Origin of the sequence: Nocardia barduliensis (assembly GCF_013315795.1) — a bacterium.
Taxonomy (GTDB): Bacteria; Actinomycetota; Actinomycetes; order Mycobacteriales; family Mycobacteriaceae; genus Nocardia; species Nocardia barduliensis.
In genome coordinates this window covers 1-19,735 of the sequence record NZ_JABLTE010000084.1, presented here as the reverse complement: position 1 = coordinate 19,735, position 19,735 = coordinate 1, and the positions used below count along the sequence as shown (strand labels likewise).

Here is a 19,735-nt window from a genome sequence, read left to right as displayed (position 1 = left end):
ATCCTCACCCCGGCTGTTTCGCGAACTGGGCGGTCCCGTCTCGTACGCCGTCAGGGGTGTTCTCCCAAGTGGGGGCAACCTCGGGTGAGATAGCTGATACGAATTACATTAGATTGCTTGAAGATTCGTATAGATCACATGGGTCAGAACGGTTACATCCAGCGCGCTGTGAGATAGATTACGAGCCTGCGCGGATTGAGCTGCTCCGTGCAGGCCAGCGTGGGTTCACGCTCTCGGCATGCGTATCGTCATTAACTTATGAGGTGAAATACGCAGGTCGGAGTTGATTTCATCATCGGAGCGTGACACCCTGGCTACTGTCCGGCTGGTACATGGACAGAAGAAGCGAGCCGCCGGGGTGAGGCCCGGCGGCTCGTTGATGACTCTGTTCAGTTGTTAGAGGTGGTTCCTCATGATCTCTACGATCGCGAGGCCTGCCCCTGATCCGATGAAGATCATGGTCTTCGTCGAGATGGTCAGTCGGATCCGAAAGGAGACCTCGGCCGTTGTCGTGTCATCGTTGGCGGCCGGGGTTTCCCCTTTAGCTGAGTCCTCCTTTCGCTTCTCAACCCCGTTGCGGGGCTCTTCGCTGTACTTCTTGCTCTCTTCCATGCCCATCCTTCTGTTTGGAAATTCGGTCGTATAGACCGGGCATGCGCCAGGAGGTTTCTGAGACACCCTGGCGCATCCTCGATCCAGACGGCCTTGAAGTTTGGGCAGGGGTTACCGTACCGGCTGTCAAAGTAACGGTCCGATTACCACCCGGCCATATGTTATCCGCACACGGGCCATGTGTCTGTTGTGAGGGTACGCAATCATCGCGGCGGCTCGAACTGCGGAAACCTGCAGTGCAGGCCCGGTAGAAGCTCCGGAGAAGGTTCCGGAATTTACTGTGATGTGGGTCACTTATCGGTGGGAAGCCTTTCCGATTTTTGGCACCGTGTGCCAATCACGACAGGGTTATGTACATGGGGTCAGGCGTGTACACAACTTCGGCTATGTTGCCGTCAATGGTGAAGTTGCTATCACGTGATTTCAAATTGCCAGCGAAGCGATTCGCCCGTTCTGGATACCAGCAATAATGCATGTTGCCGTTTCAACCTCTTGACATCGCTCCTTTTTTCTGCATCTGAACCCGGGGGGATTTGAAACGCAAGCGGCTCGGATTCGACGTACCGCGCCCCCGCCTCCATAGGTTCGAGGAGTTGCTGCTTGTGACGGCAGATTAGGTGCTTCGGGTGTGTGCCGATGTCCTGTCGTGTGGCCCCGTCCGTACGCGAGTAAGCGCTCGTGGGCCGACATAGCTCCACCCTCGACCCATATCGGTGTTACGGCGATGCGGCTCGGGTGGCGAGTCTCTACGAACTTGGGTCGGAAACGATGACCAGAGGCTTGGTCATTGCACCTACTCCAGCTCACTTCCTTGATCCTGTCCCCCTTCGGCGGCGTTCCAGCGATACAGGCTTCTACGCATGACCAGGCTGGCGGGAGTTGAGAACCGTTGTGCTCGCGCATGGGGGCTCTCGCCGTCGTCAACCGGGGGCCGTCAGCGAAGCAGGAAGTCGGCTGACGTGTAAGCCGCCGTTAGCTTCGGCTGAACTGGTCGATTGGCGCCTGTCCAGACGGGTGTGGCCGAGCCCTGGGGGCGCAGCCGCGTGACGAGTGTATCTGCGGCGAACGCGGATTTCCATGATCGAAGTCGCTTGTGCGAACGCACGGTTCCTCGATCTACCAGCGGGTTTCCCTTATGAAGTTGCGTTCGCAATATTGCGTTCTCAATCTGGCGATCTCCTACATAGGAGTTTTCTGAGTGTTGTCCCAGGTAGATCGAACGTCAGTGCGTAGGCCAGGTGAGCAGATCGCAAGGTTGGCGGTCGCGAGTGCCACTATCGGAGCCCCGGGCGCGAGGCTTCGGCCGCTGCCGCGGCGTGGTGTGGAGGTCCATGACTGCCGGGACAGTGCCGGGATTCTGCCGGGACTACGCCGGGACTACGCCGGGATTTTCAAGTCCCGGCAGTGTCCCGGCATGCCCAGGTCAAACTGGCGGTTGACCTGGGGTGTTTTGCGCCGTCTCCTGCCCTGCCCGGCCGACACTCTCTATGGCTTCGCTGTTCATAGAGAGTGTCGGCCGGGCAGGGCAGGAGACAACACAAAACACAAAAGCAAGGGAAGGACCAGAAAGGAGGGGGACCACAAGAGGAGGGAGGACCACAAAAGGAGGGTTGGGTGGGTGGTTACGTCAGGTGCGGAAGTTGCGTCTAGAGCTGCGCCACCAGCGGTGGCGTGTTCGCGCGCAAGGGCGCGCTCAGTGCTGTACGGGAGTCGAGAGCGTAGGCGGCGGTGCAGGGCACGCGAGTTCACCGACGGGGCGGGTTGCGTGGCGCGTGTGCAGCACGTTGCCGTGCGGGGGATGGACCACAAGAGGAGGGGGCGGGGCGGACATCGCGGCGGGTTGATTCGTTCGCATCAAACGAGAGACGTGGTCTGCGAGCTGGCATGGTCGCCAGCGTCAAGTTCTCCCACAGAAACACCGCACCTCATCAGTGTCTGATGCGTGTTGATCTGCGATTACGCGTTGTACGGCAGGAGTTTTCGGTCGGAAGCGATCCCTAGCGTTGATGCGAATGGATCAATCCCCTTCGGCCGATGCGGGTCAATCGCTCGGCGCGAGGAATCCGGGAGGGAGGCGCGTGCGTTGAAGAAGATCGGCAGCCCGTTGATGGAGGCTCTCGAAACCGTGTGGGCGGCAATTCAGGTCCGCCACCCCGACACACCTGATGTGGTCGTGACGATGGCCGCTGGCTCCACCGGCCGCAGTGGCGGTGTGCGGCTGGGCCGGTTCGGGCCGGATCGGTGGGAACACGGGACCGAGTTGATGCCGGAACTGTTCGTGGGCTGCGAAGGCTTCGCCGCCGGCGCGGCAGAGGTGCTCGGCACGGTCCTGCACTATGCCGCTCACGGGATCGCCCGCACCCGAGCGGTCAAGGACACCAGCCGCGCGGGTGCCTACCACAACGGCCGCTACAAGCAGATCGCCGAGGAAATCGGCCTCACGGTCGAACGCACCCCCGGACGCGGGTGGGCGACCACCGCCCTCGCGGAAGCCACCAGCAACGCATATCGCGGCGAACTCCGGACCCTGGCTGCGGCATTGGTCGCGCACCGTCTCCACGAGACAGGGCAGACAGCCGGCGCCGGCGCCGGCGACCAGAACGAAGACGACACCGGCGAGGGCACCGGTGAGCAGCGCGCGCCACGCGGTGGGTGCGCGTTGGTCTGCCGATGTGACCCGCCGCGGCGGATGCGCGCGTTCAAACGCACGATCGACGCCGGTCCGATTCTGTGCGGTGTCTGCCAGGACCCGTTCCACGTCGACCTGTCCGCTGCCGGGGAGGCCGGTCGTGGGTAGGCAGGCGAGGTTGCGGCCGCCGATGGCCTACTACGGCGGGAAGACGACCGTGGCGCAGTGGATTGTCGGGATGCTGCCCGCCCACGATCACTATGTGGAGCCGTTCGCGGGATCGCTGGCGGTGTTGCTGGCCAAGCCCGCGGCGCGGATGGAGACGGTCAACGACCTTGATGGTGATCTGATGGTGTTCTGGCGGATGCTGCGCGACCACCCGACCGAGTTGGCGCGGGTGTGCGCGCTTACCCCGCACGCCCGGACCGAGCACGAGGGCTCGCACGGCGACCTGTCCGCGCTGGATGACTTGGAGCGGGCCCGCCGGGTATGGGTGCGCATCAGCCAGGGCCGCACCGGCACCATGCGCAAGACCGGGTGGCGCCACTACGTCGACCCAGCAGGCTCCAATTCCTCGATGCCCCGCTACCTCGCCGGATACCTCGACAGGATGATGCCCGCGGCCGAACGACTCTCCGCGGTCTCGCTGGAATCCCGGCCCGCGCTAGACGTCATCACCACCTACGGACGCCACCAGGCGACCCTGCTGTACGTCGACCCGCCCTACCTGGGCGAAACCCGCGACCGCAACTACCGCCACGAGATGACCAGCCCCGCAGCACACCGCGAACTCGCGGCCGCGCTGCACGCCTGCCGCGCCACAGTCGTGCTGTCGGGCTACCCCAGCGACCTCTACGACAACGACCTGTACGCCACCTGGCACCGATACACCCACCAAACCGGCACCAGCCAAGGCGGACGCTGGGCAGCACGAACCGAAGTCCTCTGGTCCAACCGACCCCTGGACACCGATCCCGGACACCTCGAGATCTGTAACGAAACCCCCACCGGGAACGGCGCGAAGAACACGGTGTGTAACGAAACTCGCTGTCCCGCACCAGGATGTGGACTGCCGGTCAGGCAGCCCGCGACCGGCCGACCGCGTCGATTCTGCTCGGGCGCCTGCCGCACCCGCGCTCACCGAGCCTCGAAATCCGCGACAGACTGACGACTCAGCCCTTCGCCACCACAACGAGTTGATGCGTGGGCCTCAAATAAATCGGGTCAATTATTGACTAGAAACGGGTAGACTGTTGTGTAGAAGTTCGAGGTGGCCGGACACCGCATCGCGCTTCGTTCCCACCCACGAAATCCGAAGGGATGCAACAAATGCTCGACTTGATGGACTGGTTCTGCGGTGCAGGCGGATCGAGCCAGGGCGCGCACTCTGTGCCCGGTGTGCGGGTCACTCGCGCGGCGAATCATTGGGCGCGGGCGATCGAGACCCATGCCGCGAACTTCCCCGACACCGATCACCACCTGGGCGATATCCGGGAGGCCCCGGTGGAGAAGTGGCCGGTCGCTGATCTGTTCTGGGCGTCGCCGGAGTGCCCGCAGTGGTCCTCGGCGCGCGGCAAGGCCCGCGACTTCCACAACACGATGCAGGCCGATTTGTTCGACACCCCGCGCGATGAGGAGGCCGACCGGTCCCGCGCGTTGATGGAGGAAGTGCCGATGTATCTGCGCGGGGTGATCGAGCGCGGCGGCAAGGTCCGCGCCGGAGTGGTCGAGAACGTCGTAGAGGTTCGGGCATGGGATCAGTGGGACCGCTGGCTGAACGAGATTCGCGGGTTGGGCTACCGCGTGCGCGTGATCGCGCTCAACAGCATGCACGCGCAGTCGGTGCGGACTCCGGTCGCGCCGCAGTCCCGCGACCGGCTGTATGTCGCGTACTGGGATGTCTCGCTCAAGCGTGAGCCGGACTGGAACAAGTGGCTTCGCCCGATGGCCTACTGCTCGACGTGCGAGGAATGGATCTCGGCGATCCAGGTGTTCAAGACCGAAGGCCAGGACATGGGCCGCTACCGCCAGCAGTACGTCTACCGGTGCCCGCGCGTCTCGTGCCGGAACTCGGTGGTGGAGCCGCCCGCGCTTCCGGCGGCCGCCGCGATCGACTGGAGTCTCGAGGGGGAGCGGATCGGCGATCGGGCCCGCCCGCTGGCGGAGAAGACGATGCAGCGGATACAAGTCGGGTTGACTCGTTACGCGGTTCCGGTGCCGATGATGGTTCCCGCTGGTGGTACCTGGCGTGATCAGGCCGCGCCGGTCACGGTGCCGTTGTCTGCCCGCACCACTCGCGAGAACGACGGTCTGATGATCCCGCAGCCGTTCCTGGCGTTGCTGCGGTCGGACCGGCCGCGCACGATCGGTGTGCATGAGCAGCTGGCGACGATCGTCGCCGACGGCTCCAACCACGCGCTGGTTGTGCCGATGGAGGGCCGCGAGGGCAAGGAGGCGCAGCTCGCGACCGTGCCGCTGCGCACCCAGACCACCCGCGCGGAGACCGCCGTTGCGTTCCTGCCGTTCGTCGCGGAGTTGCGTGGTGGTAGCAGCGACGCTCGCCCGGTCAGCGACGCGTTGGCCACGGTCACCGCGAGCGGCAACCATCACGGCCTGGTCATGCCGCACGGTGTGCCGCAGCACGTGTGGGATTCGATGTTGCTGCCCTACTACGGGACGGGCGCGGCGCGGCCGGTGAACCGGCCGACGGGCGCGGTGTCGACTCGCGATCGGTTCGCGCTGGTCGAGGCGATCCGTCAGCCCGCGATTGAGGATGTTCGGTTCCGGATGTTGCAGCCGCACGAGATCGGCCGGGCGATGGCGTTCACCACCGGTTACGCGGTGCTGGGCAACAAACGTGAGCAGGTGCGCCAGTACGGCAACGCCGTCACCCCGCCGGTCGCGGAAATCCTGATTTCGGCGCTGGTCGAGGCGATCACGGGAGAGGACATCGACCGCTGGAGCGCCTGAGATGAGCTGGAGGGCGGCCGGTAAACCGTGGTCCCGCAAGGGTCACGGCCGGACATACCGGCCGCCCGACGGCCCCACCCACGAAGGAAAGGGCACAGGCCAGGGTAGCGCCGCACCGCCGGCGCAGGGAGGAGACACGGCCGCCATGAGCACGTCAGTAGGCTGCCGCGGCGCCGTATGCTCGTGCGGCCACAATGTGTGGATGGGAACGTTGGTCACGCTCGCGGAATGGGCGAAGCTGCACGATTTGAGCCCGGTCAGCGTCCGCAATCACTGGGCCACTCGCGAGGACTTCCCCGCGCACAAGCAGTACCGACCACGCGTCGGTTCTGGCCGTCGTCACGAGGAGTACGACGCTGACGAGCTGGATGCCTGGCTGGAGCAGTGGCAGACCGAGCACCGACCAGCCGAGTACGCGATGCCCACCGATCCCGACGAGTTCCGCACCCTAGGAGCGATAGCGCGCCTGCTCGGCGTAGACGGCAAGACCATCACCCAGTACCGGACGGTCCTGGATCAGCACGCCGATCACGAGGACCGCGGCAAACGCCGGATGTACCGAACGCGCGACGTAGTAGACGTCCTGAACCGCCGCCGCGGCATCGGCCGCGCGATGGACCCGAGCAAAGACCGCAGGCGCCGTGCGGAACACTCAGGGACCACGGGCCGAACCTCCACTGCGGACGAGAGTGGGACTGCTGCACGAGTTGGTGACATCTGATCTGTGGTGTCGTAGGGCACTGCTGGAAGGATGGACACCGTGCCCAAGCCCTATCCCAAGGAGTTCCGCGACGACGTCGTGCGGCTCGCTCGCAATCGAGAGCCACCGGATCGTGGGCTACTCGATCGACTCACGGATGAAGGCCCGCTTGGCGGTCGATGCCCTGGCTCCGCCGCGACCAGGCGCGGCGCGGCTGGTGACCAGGTCGCCGGCTGCATCGTTCACAGCGACCGCGGATCAGTTTCGGTCCCGGAAGTTCTTCCGCGCCTTGGGTGCTCACGAGATGGTCGGCTCGATGGAACGGATCGGTACCTGCGGTGACAACACCGCGATGGAATAGTTCTTCGCCCTGCTGCAGAAGAACGTCCTCGACCGTCGGCCTTGGGTCACGCGTGGTGAGCTCAGGATCGCGGTCGTGAGCTGGATCGAACGGACTTACCTCCGCCGCCGACACCAAGCCAGGCTCGGCAGATTGACCCCGCTTGAATACGAAGCAATCATGACCACAGCAGCCACTCAGGCTGCCTGACCGAAACTGTCGCCTATCCGTGCAGCAGTCCCATACGCCCACGGTGGCGATCGGATCGCGCGCGCCGAGCAGCGGGCAGTCTACAACTACTGGGGTTCCTTCCGGCGAGCAGAAGAGCCGATGAAGGTCAGGCGTTGCTCTCATCCAGCTGATCGATGATTTCCTTGCACCAGTGGGGTACGAGTTCGGCACGTGAGCTGATGCAAGGAAACCAGGCGGGCATGAGAGTCACTGAGCTGTAGAGTCTTTCACTACATGTTGCACCTAATAAACCATGTAACTGCGCGGAAATCGCTGTAGCCCAGCGACCTACAGCACCGTAGAGGGCGACTGCGACCTCGAAGATGTAAGGAGAGTCAGGAACCGTGCAACTGCGGCACAGCAGGGAAACGACGTTCAGAGCGAAACTGGCTGCATGGGTGGTGGGTCTCAGCCTCGCGGCAATCAGTGCCTTATCGGCCCTTGTCGTGATCATGGCCGCCTCTGACGACAGAGCCCGAGTGTCGCAGCTGGTGTTCTCGGCTGTGTTGCCACTGTTCGGAACATGGGTCGGCACCGTCCTCGCATTTTACTTTGCGCGCGAGAACTTTGAGGCGGCAACACAGTCGACTTTGCGTCTCTCGGGCGGGTACAAGAAGGACGATCTGGTGTCCGATGTGATGATTCGTCGCGAACAGATGATCGTTCGTTCGTCTACGGGGAGCGAGTCCACGGGGGCCATTCCGCTTGAGTCCATCGCCTCCATCATCGCCATTACAGGCAAGAAGCGGGTGCCTATCCTCGACGACAAAGGGGCAGTGAAGTATGTTGTCCACAAGTCGTTGCTAGACTCTTACGCGCGCACGGTGACGCCCGAGGACTATGGACGCGCAACGCTCGAAGAACTGTTGGCCAACGTTGAGAATAAGCGGTTCGCCGAGGCAATCGGCTTCGTCTCAATTACAGCCACCGCCGGCGAAGCTCGAGATCAGATGCAACGGGTGAGCGAATGTAACGACGTATTCGTCACTTCCTCGGGATACCCGGCCGAGCCCGTCTTAGGTTGGCTGACTAACAATTTGCTCGCATCGCTTGAGTAGCCGCTGCTGGTCACAGACGCTACCGCGCAGCTACTCTGTGGTTGCAACAAGCGCGTGATTGTGAGTATTGCGGGTCGTGTCTGTCGAAATTCGCAGCGCACAGTAGCCATTGATCAACTGGTGGGATATCCAACGATGGTCCACGAGTGGCCCAAGCAACTGCGCCCTCGCGAGGATCGACGTGAGAGCGGTCGAGGCGACAGGGGTGGCTCCAATGAAGTGATAACTACGTCCCGAACGGTAAAGATTACCGCGCAGCCTGAGTTCGTCGAGCATCTCGACCACGACTGTATCGTTGTGCGGAGAGGCCGACAATGCGAAATCCAACATCGGCAGATGCAACGGTATTTCGCTGCCTTGGACTCGAACCCATGAGGTGAGAGAGACGATCTGGCGAGAATCAAGGCCGTCGTATGCCGAACTACCCAGTCGCTGCAGGAAGGCGCTGCTACCCAGCTCCTCCCGTTGCTGTAGCGGCTCTTCATGGCTGATCGCGCGCCGCCACAGCGCTATCCGGGTAGGTGTGGATGCTTCGACAGCCCTAGAGAGCAAGAAATCCCAAAATCCGAAGCCGCGGTCCACGTATTCGCTGCGTGCGGCGCCGGTCAATGTTCGTGCTTCCTCGGAGATGTCTCCCCCTCGAAGCGATGACTTCCGTACAGCGAACTCCAAAAGCACTGAAGTGACATAAGCAGATGAAAGCACTATCGGCAGAGTGTCACTCAGACTCTGCCCACGACCTTCGCGCCACGTTGGAAGTTGCCAACTCATGTGGTGGCCCCTACCACAACAGGGCTCGTCGCCCAATCGAATGGGCTAGCACGCTGGCGATTCCAGAATTCCAGTGCAGGGGGGCAGTAATCAGGATTGATCCTCCGTGCGATCACCACGGCGGAGCACACGACGTAGCCGGCCTGACTCAAGGCATACGCTGCGCTGTTAATCCTGGCCCCAGTGGTATACACATCGTCTACCAATAGCAGTCGCCGCTCCTCGCGGGATTGGCCGGTGACGCTGTAGCCTTCGGGGGACGGATGCCTGAACCGCAAATCGCCGGAGCCTCTTCGTAAGATCGGCAACATGGGAAGACTCAGTTCGAGGGAGCGGAGTATCTCCTCAAGTGGGTGAGGGCCGGCCCGGTCGGTGGAAGGCACAACAACTACACCGTCCAACCCGTTGGACAGTGCCCACATAGCCTGACCATGCTCGATGAAGAACCTTCCCAGGAGAGCTCGGACGATTGGAACATAGGACTCGATGAAGGGCTCGGAGTCGTCGACGCGCCCCTTGTAACGGGTGAGCCAGTCTCGCAACAACGATGGTTTGGAGTAGAGAGACACGACACTCAGCGAAACTGCAGAAACTCCCAATGCCTCTGCGATTTCATCGCAATTCTCGCACTCCGCGCCGTCGTACACGTTAGTCCAGGTCCTGCATCGCGGGCAGACACCAACCTCGGCTGGTGGCGGCGCCACCAGCTCGGAGACCAGCGTGTCGGACAAACTGGCGATTGACTCGATATTTGCCCCGACAATCATCGAACGTCCGCGAGAGTCCAGTGTATCTCAGCAGCTGACGATATAAAGGTTGCTAGCCCTCGTTGGCTAAAGTCCTGTGCCCAATCTTCTTGTGCTAGTGCCGGTTCCCACATCAGTGCTTTTCGTCCGTAATTAATCGCTTGTTCTAGTTCATGACGGCTTCCACTGCGGGCACGCCCATCCATAATGATGCTGACATCCGACATGCCGGCGATGACGCAGTTGCGTTTGAGGAAGGTGGTGCTGGTTCGGGGTGCACGCGGGGCGAACTGCGACACGAGCATGCCCTTTGTCGCAATGGTCTTAGCCAGGTCCTCGTTTTGCTTTGGATACACCGTCTCGATCCCGGTCCCCATCACAGCGATGGTATTCCCGTGTGCGGCCAAAGCTCCCTGGTGCGCCGCAGTATCGATACCGGCCGCCAGCCCAGACACGACCGTGATCCCCGCTGAGGCCAGGTCGACGGCAAGCTCTCTGGCGTCCGCGACGATGTCGGGACTCGCGGCGCGACTGCCGACGATCGCGACATGGGCGCCCTCACTTTGTTTTCCACAGGTGAACAGGAGAGGCGGCGCGTCCCAACATTCAGCTAGCCGCTGCGGATAGGATGTCGATCCGATCAGCGCTGCCCGTACCGGAGTTCTTTCGCACAGCCTCTGCAACTGCTTGGACCAGGTTGTCACTCTCTCAGATTCGATCGTCTCGCACAGGTATCGCGTCAGCGGGGACGCCAATGTAGTGGGAGTCCGATCGAGGAGCATGCTCCGCTGATCAGGGTCGCGCAAGATGCCAGCCAGATCGCTAGGCTCCGCAGGGAGCAACTCAAGTGACGCCATCACTGTGCCGACTACGTGTAGAGAGGATGTGTCCACAACAGGAACTGTATGGGAGGGGCCTGACATATCAGTCGCGCGGCTCAACGTTGCCCAGGTCGGTTCGGTTCATACATCGCTTGCTCCAAAAGTCTGACGGCGGCGCGTGCGGCGACGATCACGCTCGCGTCGTCGAGCAACTCCCAATCTCTTTGCGACACAGTTCGTCCGCCGAGCTCCGGAGGGTTGTCGTGGTGGTCCCACCAGTCCCGATGAGCGGCCCCACCGGATGCGGCGAGGGGGACAACGCCAACGCCGCGCTCACGCGCCCATTGAATCTCTTCCGCTGTCCGATCCCCGCCGCCGATCACCAGAATCGCCCGACATTCGTCGAGCAGCGTGCCGACCAACCGCTCTCTGGGCAGGTCGGTGTAGACCGACGTGCCGACGCGCTCCTGCATTTCGGGTGGTGGTTCGGATTTTTGGCGGAAGTAGAAAGTCAATTTCTCCGGGCTATAGTTCTGCTCCGATCGGCGGATATTTGCCACGTCTCGGGTAATGTTCCAGCCAGCCGGGCCACCCAGCGAGGTCAGCTCCCACTGACTTCTGCTTGCCAACTCGGCGGCAATCTTCTCGCACCAAGGCCGGATCTCGGGGTCTGGACGAGATAGCCCGTGCTCGTCAGCACCGCCGCTACCCGAGATGAACAGCCGCTGAGGCCGCGTTCTACGGACGAGCGCCTGGATAATGCGCTGAAGTTCGTCATATTCGTCAATCTCGCAAACTTTTACTCCGCTTGACTCAAGGTCTTTCATCCGAAGACTGTGCAAGATGCGCTCAGGGCCCGCCGGCGGTCGCTTCAAAACAGTCAAGTGTCGGTCGGTCACAGACAGAGCATGCTGGCGAGCAAGACGAAGTAGGACTTCGATGTTGGGATCCGTGAAGCTGAAGCCAAGGAAGAGGAAAGTCCTGCTAACGTACGCTGCTCTCAGCAGGGCCCACGTCCGCGGGCGGCGGAACTCGTACTGCTCGTAGTCGCTTCGTGTGATGACGGGGGGCTCCGCCCAAATCGGGCTGCCACCGTCCGTTTTCACGCTGCCGTGCATCTTAATGATCGTCCGGTTATTGGTGCCGATTGTTCGGATGTCATCATCGGTCACTGCAACGAAGGTATCGTCATCGCAGGCCTTCTCGATGAGTTCATCGTAGTTGGTGGTCCATATTTCCTTGAGGGGAACCTGGGTGAGAAGACGATGTCCCCGGGTTGGTGTCGTTGGCTTCGCGATCAGTTCGAGGATGTGTTCGCACAGCGCCTCCCGACCGACGTTCTTCTTGTCGTTGGCGATGTACTCTGCGATCAACGGGTAGTCGTGGTGGTCAGGAACATTAGCTTTCTCTTGCAGGGGTTTCAGCAGTTGTGTCCATGTCGGCAACCCCGCACCGACGGACAAACCCGCACCGACGAACAAGGCGCCATTCCCCGCCGAGACAGCCTCGCCGAAATTGTTTACCAGGTCGTACTGATCCACGACAGACTCCCACCACTCCCATCACCAACCCTTTGGGTGATCTGTCTACCGCTCGTCGCCTCCTACTGCAAGAAGGAGGCTAAAGCAGAAAATATTCCGAGCGGTCTCCTTGTTTTCGGCCCTGCTCGGCACAGTCGGCGGCTGGCCAGCTTAACCTAACCAAGAACTGACCGCCTCATGCTGGCCACAGGGAGGCGAAAATGATAAGGCTAGCTAACGTTTGTGGCCAATAGGGTGTGGGTGCAGTACAGTCTCGTCCGATTTCCTCGCGGACTAGAAGACTTCCGTATAGTATCCACTCGGCGGCGAACTACCGCCGACCCCGGGGAGGACAGCGTGGAAAAATGAATAATAACGGACAAAAGGTGCGCGACCGTCGCGCGCGCCTGCTTGCTATCGCGCTCTACTCGCGCAACTATCCGGCGATCGGTGAAACGCACGGTCTTTCCGTAGTTGCTGGGTCGATAGTCCAACGTCTCGGGGGCGCGGTTGAAAGTCTGTATGTTCTAGATCTTGTTGCCGTAGGTGTCGACGATATGGAAGCGATAAGAGCCGCCATTCGTCGGGAAAATCCGAACGTGTTGATGATCTCGGTACCCTATGGTACGTACAGCATGCTTCAGGATTGTAAGTCAACTATTCAGTCAACAATCGACTCGGGAGGACTGGTGCTGGTCGGCGGAGCATTGCCGACGTACCTGCGCGAACGCATATTGTTGAACATTGATCCAAGGATAATAGTCGTAGTTGGTGAGGGAGAAGTTACTGCCGCTGATATTGTTGAGCGCTGGACTCAGTACCGGGATTTTATCAATGTTCCAAACACGATACAGTCGGATGGAACCAAGATCCTGACAGCACCGCGTCAGATAGCATCGCCAAATTTGATTCCCGTGCCGTACCGCGCGCATATTGGAAGCATCCTGAAAAGTGGCGCGCAGATATTCGTGGAAAGTTCACGGGCGTGCTCTTGGGCAGCATGCTCATTCTGCTTGCGAGGACTGACAGACGTGCAGGGGAGGTCCTGGGAATATCGGAGATTGCCAATTCGTCGGCTTGCAGCAGATATCGAACAGTTAGCACGGTTAGGTGTGTCAAAATTTACGTTCGCCGACGAAGACTTTCTTGGTGGACCTCTCGAAGAGGTCGAATATTTTACCGATGAACTCAGTGCACTCTTTCGATCTGTGCAGCGGGACTTTAAGTTCGACATCAGCGCGACTATTCGCTCTATATCGAATCAGCATGATGACGAGAAGACTGCTGAACGAAGGTACCGAGTCCTGGCAACTCTCAAAGAGCTCGGCCTTAACAAGGTTTTTCTTGGGATTGAGTCGGGAAGTCCAAGTCAGTTGCGTCGGTACCACAAAGGACACACGCGCGAAGAAGCAGTGGCGGCTAGCCGCGCAGTGCTGGAAGCCGAGACGATGCTCGAAGTGGGTTTCATAATGTTCGACCCACTTTGTGAAATGTCCGAACTAGCAGAAAACGTTGAGTTTTTGTTGCTTAACGATCTTGCAAGATACGTTTCGGGGCCAACCTCCGAACTGAGACTTCAAGTAGATTCGCGATACCTTACTATTTTGAAGAAGGCTGAGCGTCGGCATAAGAGGAAGCTGCACTCTGAACAGTTGGATTACAATACGCTTTCATATCAGTATGAGTATCTAAATAGCGAGGTCGGATTGCTGGTTGAGCATGTCCGATCTCTGAATGAAACTACGCATCAATTCGTATACGGGGTCAAAGGTTTGACGCGTTTTGATGGCGGAGCACTTTTGGGAGAATGCAGTCCCGAGGTTCGATCATTGCTTGAGGTCTATCGCACCGATCTTCTCAAAGCACTGCGCGTGGCGGCTGTATCCGACGCTAGTCGCTATCAGGAACTCGGCTGGAAGCTGACAACGGAGCTCGCGAAGAGTTTTGTCTCGCTAACGGGATCGTTGTCTGATTCTGATGCGAATCCAATGTTAAAAGCTACAATCGCGAGCGCTAATCAACTCCTGGTATTATCGGACTAGCCCTATATCTAGTTAACATCCCATTGCTTAGACAAATTGACGAAAGGAATTCCATGCCGAACGATGACTCCCAGGGCGACCGCTTGCTTGAGTTCATGACCGAAGCGCATAACCTCACACGATTGCAGCGAGCGGGCTGGGTCATGGCCGGCGTGAGCAACCCAGAAAGCGTCGCTGACCACTGCTTTGAGGCTGCAATGTGGGCAGTATTGCTGGCCCAGCACGCTCCCGAATCCGTGGACATTGGGAAAGTGCTGACTATGCTGTTGTTTCATGAGATCGGTGAAGCTAGACTGACCGATTTGCCTCGCCGCGCCGCTCCTTACGTAAAGGGCGCGAAAGGCAAGGCTGAACGCGACATAGCAAACGATTTATTCGATGGCGTATCTGACATAATCGTCTCCATTCTCGAAGAATTTCATGCTAGGCAGACTCCAGAGGCGCGGATAGCGGAAGCTGCCGAAGAGCTCCAGATTATATTCGCTGCGCTAATGTATGCTAAAGAAGGAAACGGCGATATCACGGAGTATCGGGACGATGTCAAGAATTATCCCGATTACGGAGTTGAGATGGCTACTAAAATCGCCGAAGTAATAGGAACACGGCTGGATGGCTATTTGGGCGACAAGCCGTACTGGAAGATCGGGTATCGGCGGCGTGAAGATTAGCAGGTGTACCTTCCTAGCTAGGAGTTTGACTTGTCAGATGCTATCGTGGAAATGCTTCGACAAGCGATCGAAGAAAAGCAACTCGTAGTAGTCTGTGGCGCGGGGGTTTCTCTATACACCACGAAAGGAAACCCCCGTGCAGGATGGGCAGGATTGATCACATACGGGGTGGATTGGTGTCTTAGCAACGGAATTAGCCTGCCAGGATCCAATGGTATCGACCGGGCAAGGGCTGATATTCAAGGTGGAGATTTAATATCGGCAGCTGACAAGCTGCAGCGCGGCTTGGAAGATGCGGGCCAGTGGACTCGTTTTCTTCACGAGGCGTTTTCGACACTGGCCGAGAATTCCGACTTCAGTCTGGTCGATGCGATTCTGTCGTTGAACGTGCCCGTGGCTACCACGAATTATGATACGCTTTTGAGCTCCCGCGGAGGGATCGCCCCCATTTCATGGAAGAGTAAGTCGCTAATCGGCTCAATTGGTACCCCAAGGATGGGCATAGCGCATCTACATGGTGTCTGGACCGAACCAGAATCAGTAATCCTTGGTAGTGCCTCGTACGGCCGGCTTCTCGCTACCGAGCAAAGTGTAGCAGTAGAGCGAGCCGTCGCAATTAAGTCGAAGCTACTGCTTATCGGCGTCGGCGAAGGGCTTGAGGATCCAAACTTCTCTAGCTTGTACAGATACTTAGAAACTCACTTCAGAGATACGGGTGTTTTGCATGTGCGGTTGGCTCGGGAACAAGACAAGCTTCCTCCTGGCACAAGCCACATTCGCACTGTAAGTTATGGGTCGGAATACTCCGACTTGCCGCGATTTCTAGAGTCATTGAATCGGGCGCGTGCTCGTCCTCGTGCGCCCCGTTCTCGGTCTCGTCGCTCTCAATCTAAGACTCAAGACTCCGATAGAGAGATCCTCAATTCTCCGCTTCTAATCGGCCTGGGTCCGGCGGCTCCCACGTTACGGGAGTTTTTCCCGGATCTGTTGGTCGATATGAGGGTACGTACGATGCGTCGGCTGCCCGAAGTGGAAGTCCGATACTCAGAATGGCGTCGAATTCAATCTGGTTTGGGCTCGGGAAAGTTTTGCGTTATCGGATCTCCCGGCGGCGGGAAGTCAACTCTGCTGCGCGGCGAAGCGCTTGCCTACCATTTATCGGGACGTAAGTTTTCATTCCTAGACGCGCAGCGCATCAAGAATTGCGATTGGCCAGCTGATGGCACCACAGGGTTGTTTCTGGATGGGCTTGACGAACTCGGCCAAGAAGAACAAGATGCCTTATGTCGCTATCTTTCTGATGTTGAATGTACGACCATTTGGATGTCTTGCAGGAGTGACTTCTTCAATCGTGAGACGGTGCTGACTGCTGAGTTTTCAGATTGCGACGAAGTGCTTGAGATTCAGCCTCTCGATCCCACGGACATAGAAAGCTTCCTCGCCGTATTTGCCGCGCGGTCGGACGCTGCGAGATTGGCGTCGGAGGCCGTGTGGCACTGGCAAGACTCCGCTACTTCTTTTTCGCAATTGTTGCGTGTTCCACTCAACTTAACGCTGGCGGTATATTTGGCTGCAAATCCGAGTTGGCGTCGCGATCCCCCGCCGAGGAACAGAAATGAGCTTTACTCAAGCTTCTACCATTTCTTTGTCGATCGCGAGATGCATCGTCTAAACGTGCGGCCGCAGGATCGTGAATGGATCACTTCTCGTCACTCTGCGTTCGCTCTAGAAATGTATCGCCAGCGGCAGAACCCAGACGTAGAAGCTAATATTGCCGTTACGGCAGGCAAAAGCAATCGTCAGAGTGTTCTCTTGTCGCTGTTGAAATATGAGCGAATCGGTTCGCAATTGATCATCAGCTCTTTCGTTCATGAAACATTTATGGAATGGCTGGTCGCTGGCGCGTTGTTCAATTCTTTCGTGGATCCCGCTAAGAGCGCTGCTCTTGCGGTAGCCGCTAATGACGATGTTAATTCATTCGTAAGGGAGATGGTTTCTGCTCTTGACGAGGATAAACGACATGCTATCGCCGAGTTGCTAGGGCAAAAGTATGGGATAACCGACGATAAACGGGTCAAGGAACACATTCTATATTACATGGGAAGGCTTGAGCTTGCTCGGTGCCCGGAAATGCTGATAAATGTGTTTCGCAGTGAAAACGATGCATTGCTTCGAAGGTCTGCCGCCTTGGGTGCGATACTTCACGGGGACGTGCATATACGGCGTGCTTTTATGGCGGAATTGGCCGATTCGGCGGATGCTGAACTTATGAATCGTAGTGTACAGCTTGTCTATTTTGGGGACTTAAAAGGAGAATTGCACTCTGCTCGGGATCTTCTAGGTTCATGGAACAGAACCAGGAAGGCGCTGTTCGACCGTTTAGGTATGCGTGATGTCAGGTCTATCCGACTTCGCTGGTGGGATCTGTTCACGCTATACTCCTTTTGTCGGTCTAGAGGTGAAGGATTGAGCGACGAGGAATTGGACCAGGTTGCGTCTTCGATTGATAGCGTTGAATACGAGTATGGATCGGATGTGTCCGAATTGCGGAGTATCTTCCGGCAGCTGACTTCACTGTCGCACGTGTAATTCACTGAAACGAGTTCGTGGCCGAAGCGACGACATCGGTGACAGGCCGAACATCGCGATCTCGACAGGTCGAATCGAAGACGAATCGTGTCGGCGACGTGGTGGACCTGCGTCGCCTCTGCGCTCTGCGCATTGAACTCGTTGGTGCCCACGCCCCGCGACACCAGGCTCTTCTCGAGTCGTCCGTCTGGGAATTCCGTAGCGACGGATTGGTGGGTTGTGGCTCATGAAGCCGACGAACACCTGACTGGCGAGATCTTCAGCCTGCGCGGTCCCGGTCTTCGGCGGCATGCCATGGCGGGAGAGAACAACACAATTAGCCGCCGCGCTGTCCGCGGTGACGGCGGACCGCGGTAGGCCACGCCGTTAACGTGGGCCGGGCCTTCCGTGTAGACGGACGGTCAGTCGACCAGGTAGTGCGCCTCGATGTAGGCGACCGTGGAGTCGTGCGGTTCCCCCGGCCTCCGTCATCACCGGCCTGCCACCCGAGACGATCAGCTCCTACCTCTCACACGGCAAGTGGCGCTCGAACCCCTTCCCCGCGCCGAGCAAGTTCCCCGGCCGGGTGTACTGGCCCCGCATCGATGCTGCTCGACTGGACCGCCTGACAAGATCGCCAACTCAGTCACGCGAGGGAGTCCGGCGGTCTTCAATCCCGAGAACCTCTGCTGCACTGTCGATTTCGCGTGGCTTCAGTCGGTTGCTAAGGGAAGATGAATCCATGGAAGTTGCTTCATGGGTTCAGTTGCGGGACGACCGTGTGGTCATACGCGGCAAGGCGGTCGGATGACCGCAGTTCAAGAACGGCTACTCACGGCGGAGTTCGCCTACATCGACGAGACGGGCGACACAGGGGCAGTCGACGGGGGTGGGTCGCAAACCTACACCCTCGGATGCGTCCTCATACCGATGCACACCTGGACTGATGCGCTCGATTACCTCATCAATCTTCGCCGAAACCTTCGGGATACCTATGGCTTGCCCATGAGGCAGGAGGTCAAAGCAAACCACCTCGTGGGCATCAAGAAGACCTACAGTGACCTCGGTCTCGGCGACGGCCAGGTCCGCGACATCTACCAGCGTCACATCGACGCAGCGGTAGGCATATCGAGCGGAGCGTGTGCAATCACGATCCACAAGTCAGAGATCCACAAACCGGACATCGATGTGTTCGACACGGCTTGGGAGTACCTGTTCACGCGCCTCCGCAAGCGAACGGACGCCGGACAACCTATCGTGATCGTGCACGACAAAGGCGAAGAAGATCGAGTCAGAAAACATCTTCGCCGCTTCCGTCGCCACAACTGGCAAGGCGGAGGTTACGGGGCTGCCCGCTTGCTCGTAGAGGACTCCGTCGGCCGGGACTCGCAGCACAGCTACTTCATCCAGCTCGCCGATCTAGTGGCCTACGCGGCTTCGCGGAACGTGGTCCCAGCGAAGGGTAAGACGACGAAGATCTGCGACGACACCATGTGGAGAAGGCTCTCAGCCATTCAGATCCAAGAGGTCAGTGCGCGCCGGGACGGCATCTACAAATGGCCGCGCTAGACAGAAGAGAAGGCGCCACACGGGCGCCTTCCTTGACGTCTGACCTACCCCGACCAAGTGGCCGGATCAGCCAGCGGTACCAGTATCGCATACGTGGCGTTGGAGTTGGGGGAGCTGGCGGCCCGCACTTCGCCATCCGTTGGCATTAAGGTGAGGGTGTCGGGGTTATCTGGCGACCTCCTTCCAGGAGGTGTGCACACCAATAGATTATGATGAAATGCCCTCTGACATGCAGCTTCTTTGCTGGTTAGCACAGTGCTGAGAGTGATTGATCTCATAATCCATTGGTCGCGGGTTCGAGCCCCGCCCGCCCCACAAAGCGCCTCTGAGCAGGGGGTTTTGCTTTTCTGGAGAGGTTTCGATCTAGGTTCTGTCTCGAAGTGAGTTGATGGGGTGGCACCGCGTGGTGGTGTCAGCGTGTCAGTGTTTCGGTGGGAGTTGTTGGCCGCGTTGGCGTATGGGTGAGGTCTCCGGTATTTCGGGTTAGCGA

The 19,735-nt window shown here is 59.2% G+C and carries 14 protein-coding genes and 1 pseudogene; 10 read left to right on the top strand and 5 right to left on the bottom strand.

What is annotated here, in order from left to right:
- Positions 1-396 precede the first annotated feature (396 nt).
- Entirely contained in the window at positions 397-612 is a 216-nt protein-coding gene (locus tag HOV91_RS28550) for a hypothetical protein (protein ID WP_174188461.1), read from the bottom strand.
- A gap of 2,083 nt (positions 613-2,695) precedes the next feature.
- Here HOV91_RS28550 and HOV91_RS28545 point away from each other — a divergent pair.
- From HOV91_RS28545 to HOV91_RS28525, 6 genes and pseudogenes are all read left to right on the top strand, one after another.
- The gene (locus tag HOV91_RS28545; protein WP_174188460.1) at positions 2,696-3,409 is read left to right on the top strand and encodes a hypothetical protein; all 714 of its coding nucleotides are present in this window, start codon (positions 2,696-2,698) and stop codon (positions 3,407-3,409) included.
- Entirely contained in the window at positions 3,402-4,409 is a 1,008-nt protein-coding gene (locus HOV91_RS28540) for a DNA adenine methylase (protein ID WP_312884802.1), read from the top strand. The genes HOV91_RS28545 and HOV91_RS28540 overlap by 8 nt, the downstream gene beginning before the upstream one ends.
- 161 nt (positions 4,410-4,570) lie before the next feature.
- Positions 4,571-6,211, top strand: a complete 1,641-nt coding sequence (locus tag HOV91_RS28535) for a DNA cytosine methyltransferase (protein WP_174188459.1) — start codon at positions 4,571-4,573, stop codon at positions 6,209-6,211.
- Positions 6,212-6,413: 202 nt separating this feature from the next.
- A complete protein-coding gene (locus HOV91_RS28530; RefSeq protein WP_174188458.1) occupies positions 6,414-6,932 on the top strand; it encodes a hypothetical protein in 519 nt (172 codons plus the stop codon).
- Between the two features lie 238 nt (positions 6,933-7,170).
- Positions 7,171-7,461 (top strand): annotated as a pseudogene (locus tag HOV91_RS40175) (IS3 family transposase); the annotation flags it as partial.
- Between the two features lie 365 nt (positions 7,462-7,826).
- Positions 7,827-8,540 carry a hypothetical protein gene (locus HOV91_RS28525; protein ID WP_174188457.1) on the top strand — a complete coding sequence of 238 codons (714 nt, stop codon included), beginning with the start codon at positions 7,827-7,829 and terminating at the stop codon, positions 8,538-8,540.
- A 30-nt stretch (positions 8,541-8,570) separates the two neighbouring features.
- Here the strand turns inward: HOV91_RS28525 and HOV91_RS28520 are convergent, their stop codons facing one another.
- The 4 genes from HOV91_RS28520 to HOV91_RS28505 form a co-directional block, all read right to left on the bottom strand.
- The gene (locus HOV91_RS28520) at positions 8,571-9,149 is read right to left on the bottom strand and encodes a primase 1D-like protein (RefSeq protein WP_174188456.1); all 579 of its coding nucleotides are present in this window, start codon (positions 9,147-9,149) and stop codon (positions 8,571-8,573) included.
- Between the two features lie 158 nt (positions 9,150-9,307).
- On the bottom strand, positions 9,308-10,078 hold the full coding sequence (locus tag HOV91_RS39565; RefSeq protein WP_217441261.1) for a ComF family protein: 771 nt from the start codon (positions 10,076-10,078) through the stop codon (positions 9,308-9,310).
- Complete coding sequence (locus HOV91_RS28510; protein ID WP_312884801.1) at positions 10,075-10,761, bottom strand: DNA-processing protein DprA; 687 nt, start codon at positions 10,759-10,761, stop codon at positions 10,075-10,077. The genes HOV91_RS39565 and HOV91_RS28510 overlap by 4 nt, the downstream gene beginning before the upstream one ends.
- A 233-nt stretch (positions 10,762-10,994) precedes the next feature.
- Positions 10,995-12,419: an SIR2 family protein gene (locus HOV91_RS28505; RefSeq protein ID WP_174188454.1), complete on the bottom strand. Its 1,425-nt coding sequence runs from the start codon at positions 12,417-12,419 to the stop codon at positions 10,995-10,997.
- A 344-nt stretch (positions 12,420-12,763) separates the two neighbouring features.
- On the opposite strand from HOV91_RS28505, the gene HOV91_RS28500 reads away from it, so the two are divergent.
- From HOV91_RS28500 to HOV91_RS28485, 4 genes are all read left to right on the top strand, one after another.
- Positions 12,764-14,440 (top strand): B12-binding domain-containing radical SAM protein, encoded by a 1,677-nt coding sequence (locus HOV91_RS28500; RefSeq protein ID WP_174188453.1) that lies wholly within the window; start codon positions 12,764-12,766, stop codon positions 14,438-14,440.
- Between the two features lie 53 nt (positions 14,441-14,493).
- Entirely contained in the window at positions 14,494-15,108 is a 615-nt protein-coding gene (locus HOV91_RS28495) for an HD domain-containing protein (RefSeq protein WP_174188452.1), read from the top strand.
- A gap of 30 nt (positions 15,109-15,138) precedes the next feature.
- Entirely contained in the window at positions 15,139-17,697 is a 2,559-nt protein-coding gene (locus HOV91_RS28490) for an SIR2 family protein (protein WP_174188451.1), read from the top strand.
- Positions 17,698-18,483: 786 nt separating this feature from the next.
- Positions 18,484-19,245, top strand: a complete 762-nt coding sequence (locus tag HOV91_RS28485; RefSeq protein WP_174188450.1) for a DUF3800 domain-containing protein — start codon at positions 18,484-18,486, stop codon at positions 19,243-19,245.
- Positions 19,246-19,735: the final 490 nt, after the last annotated feature.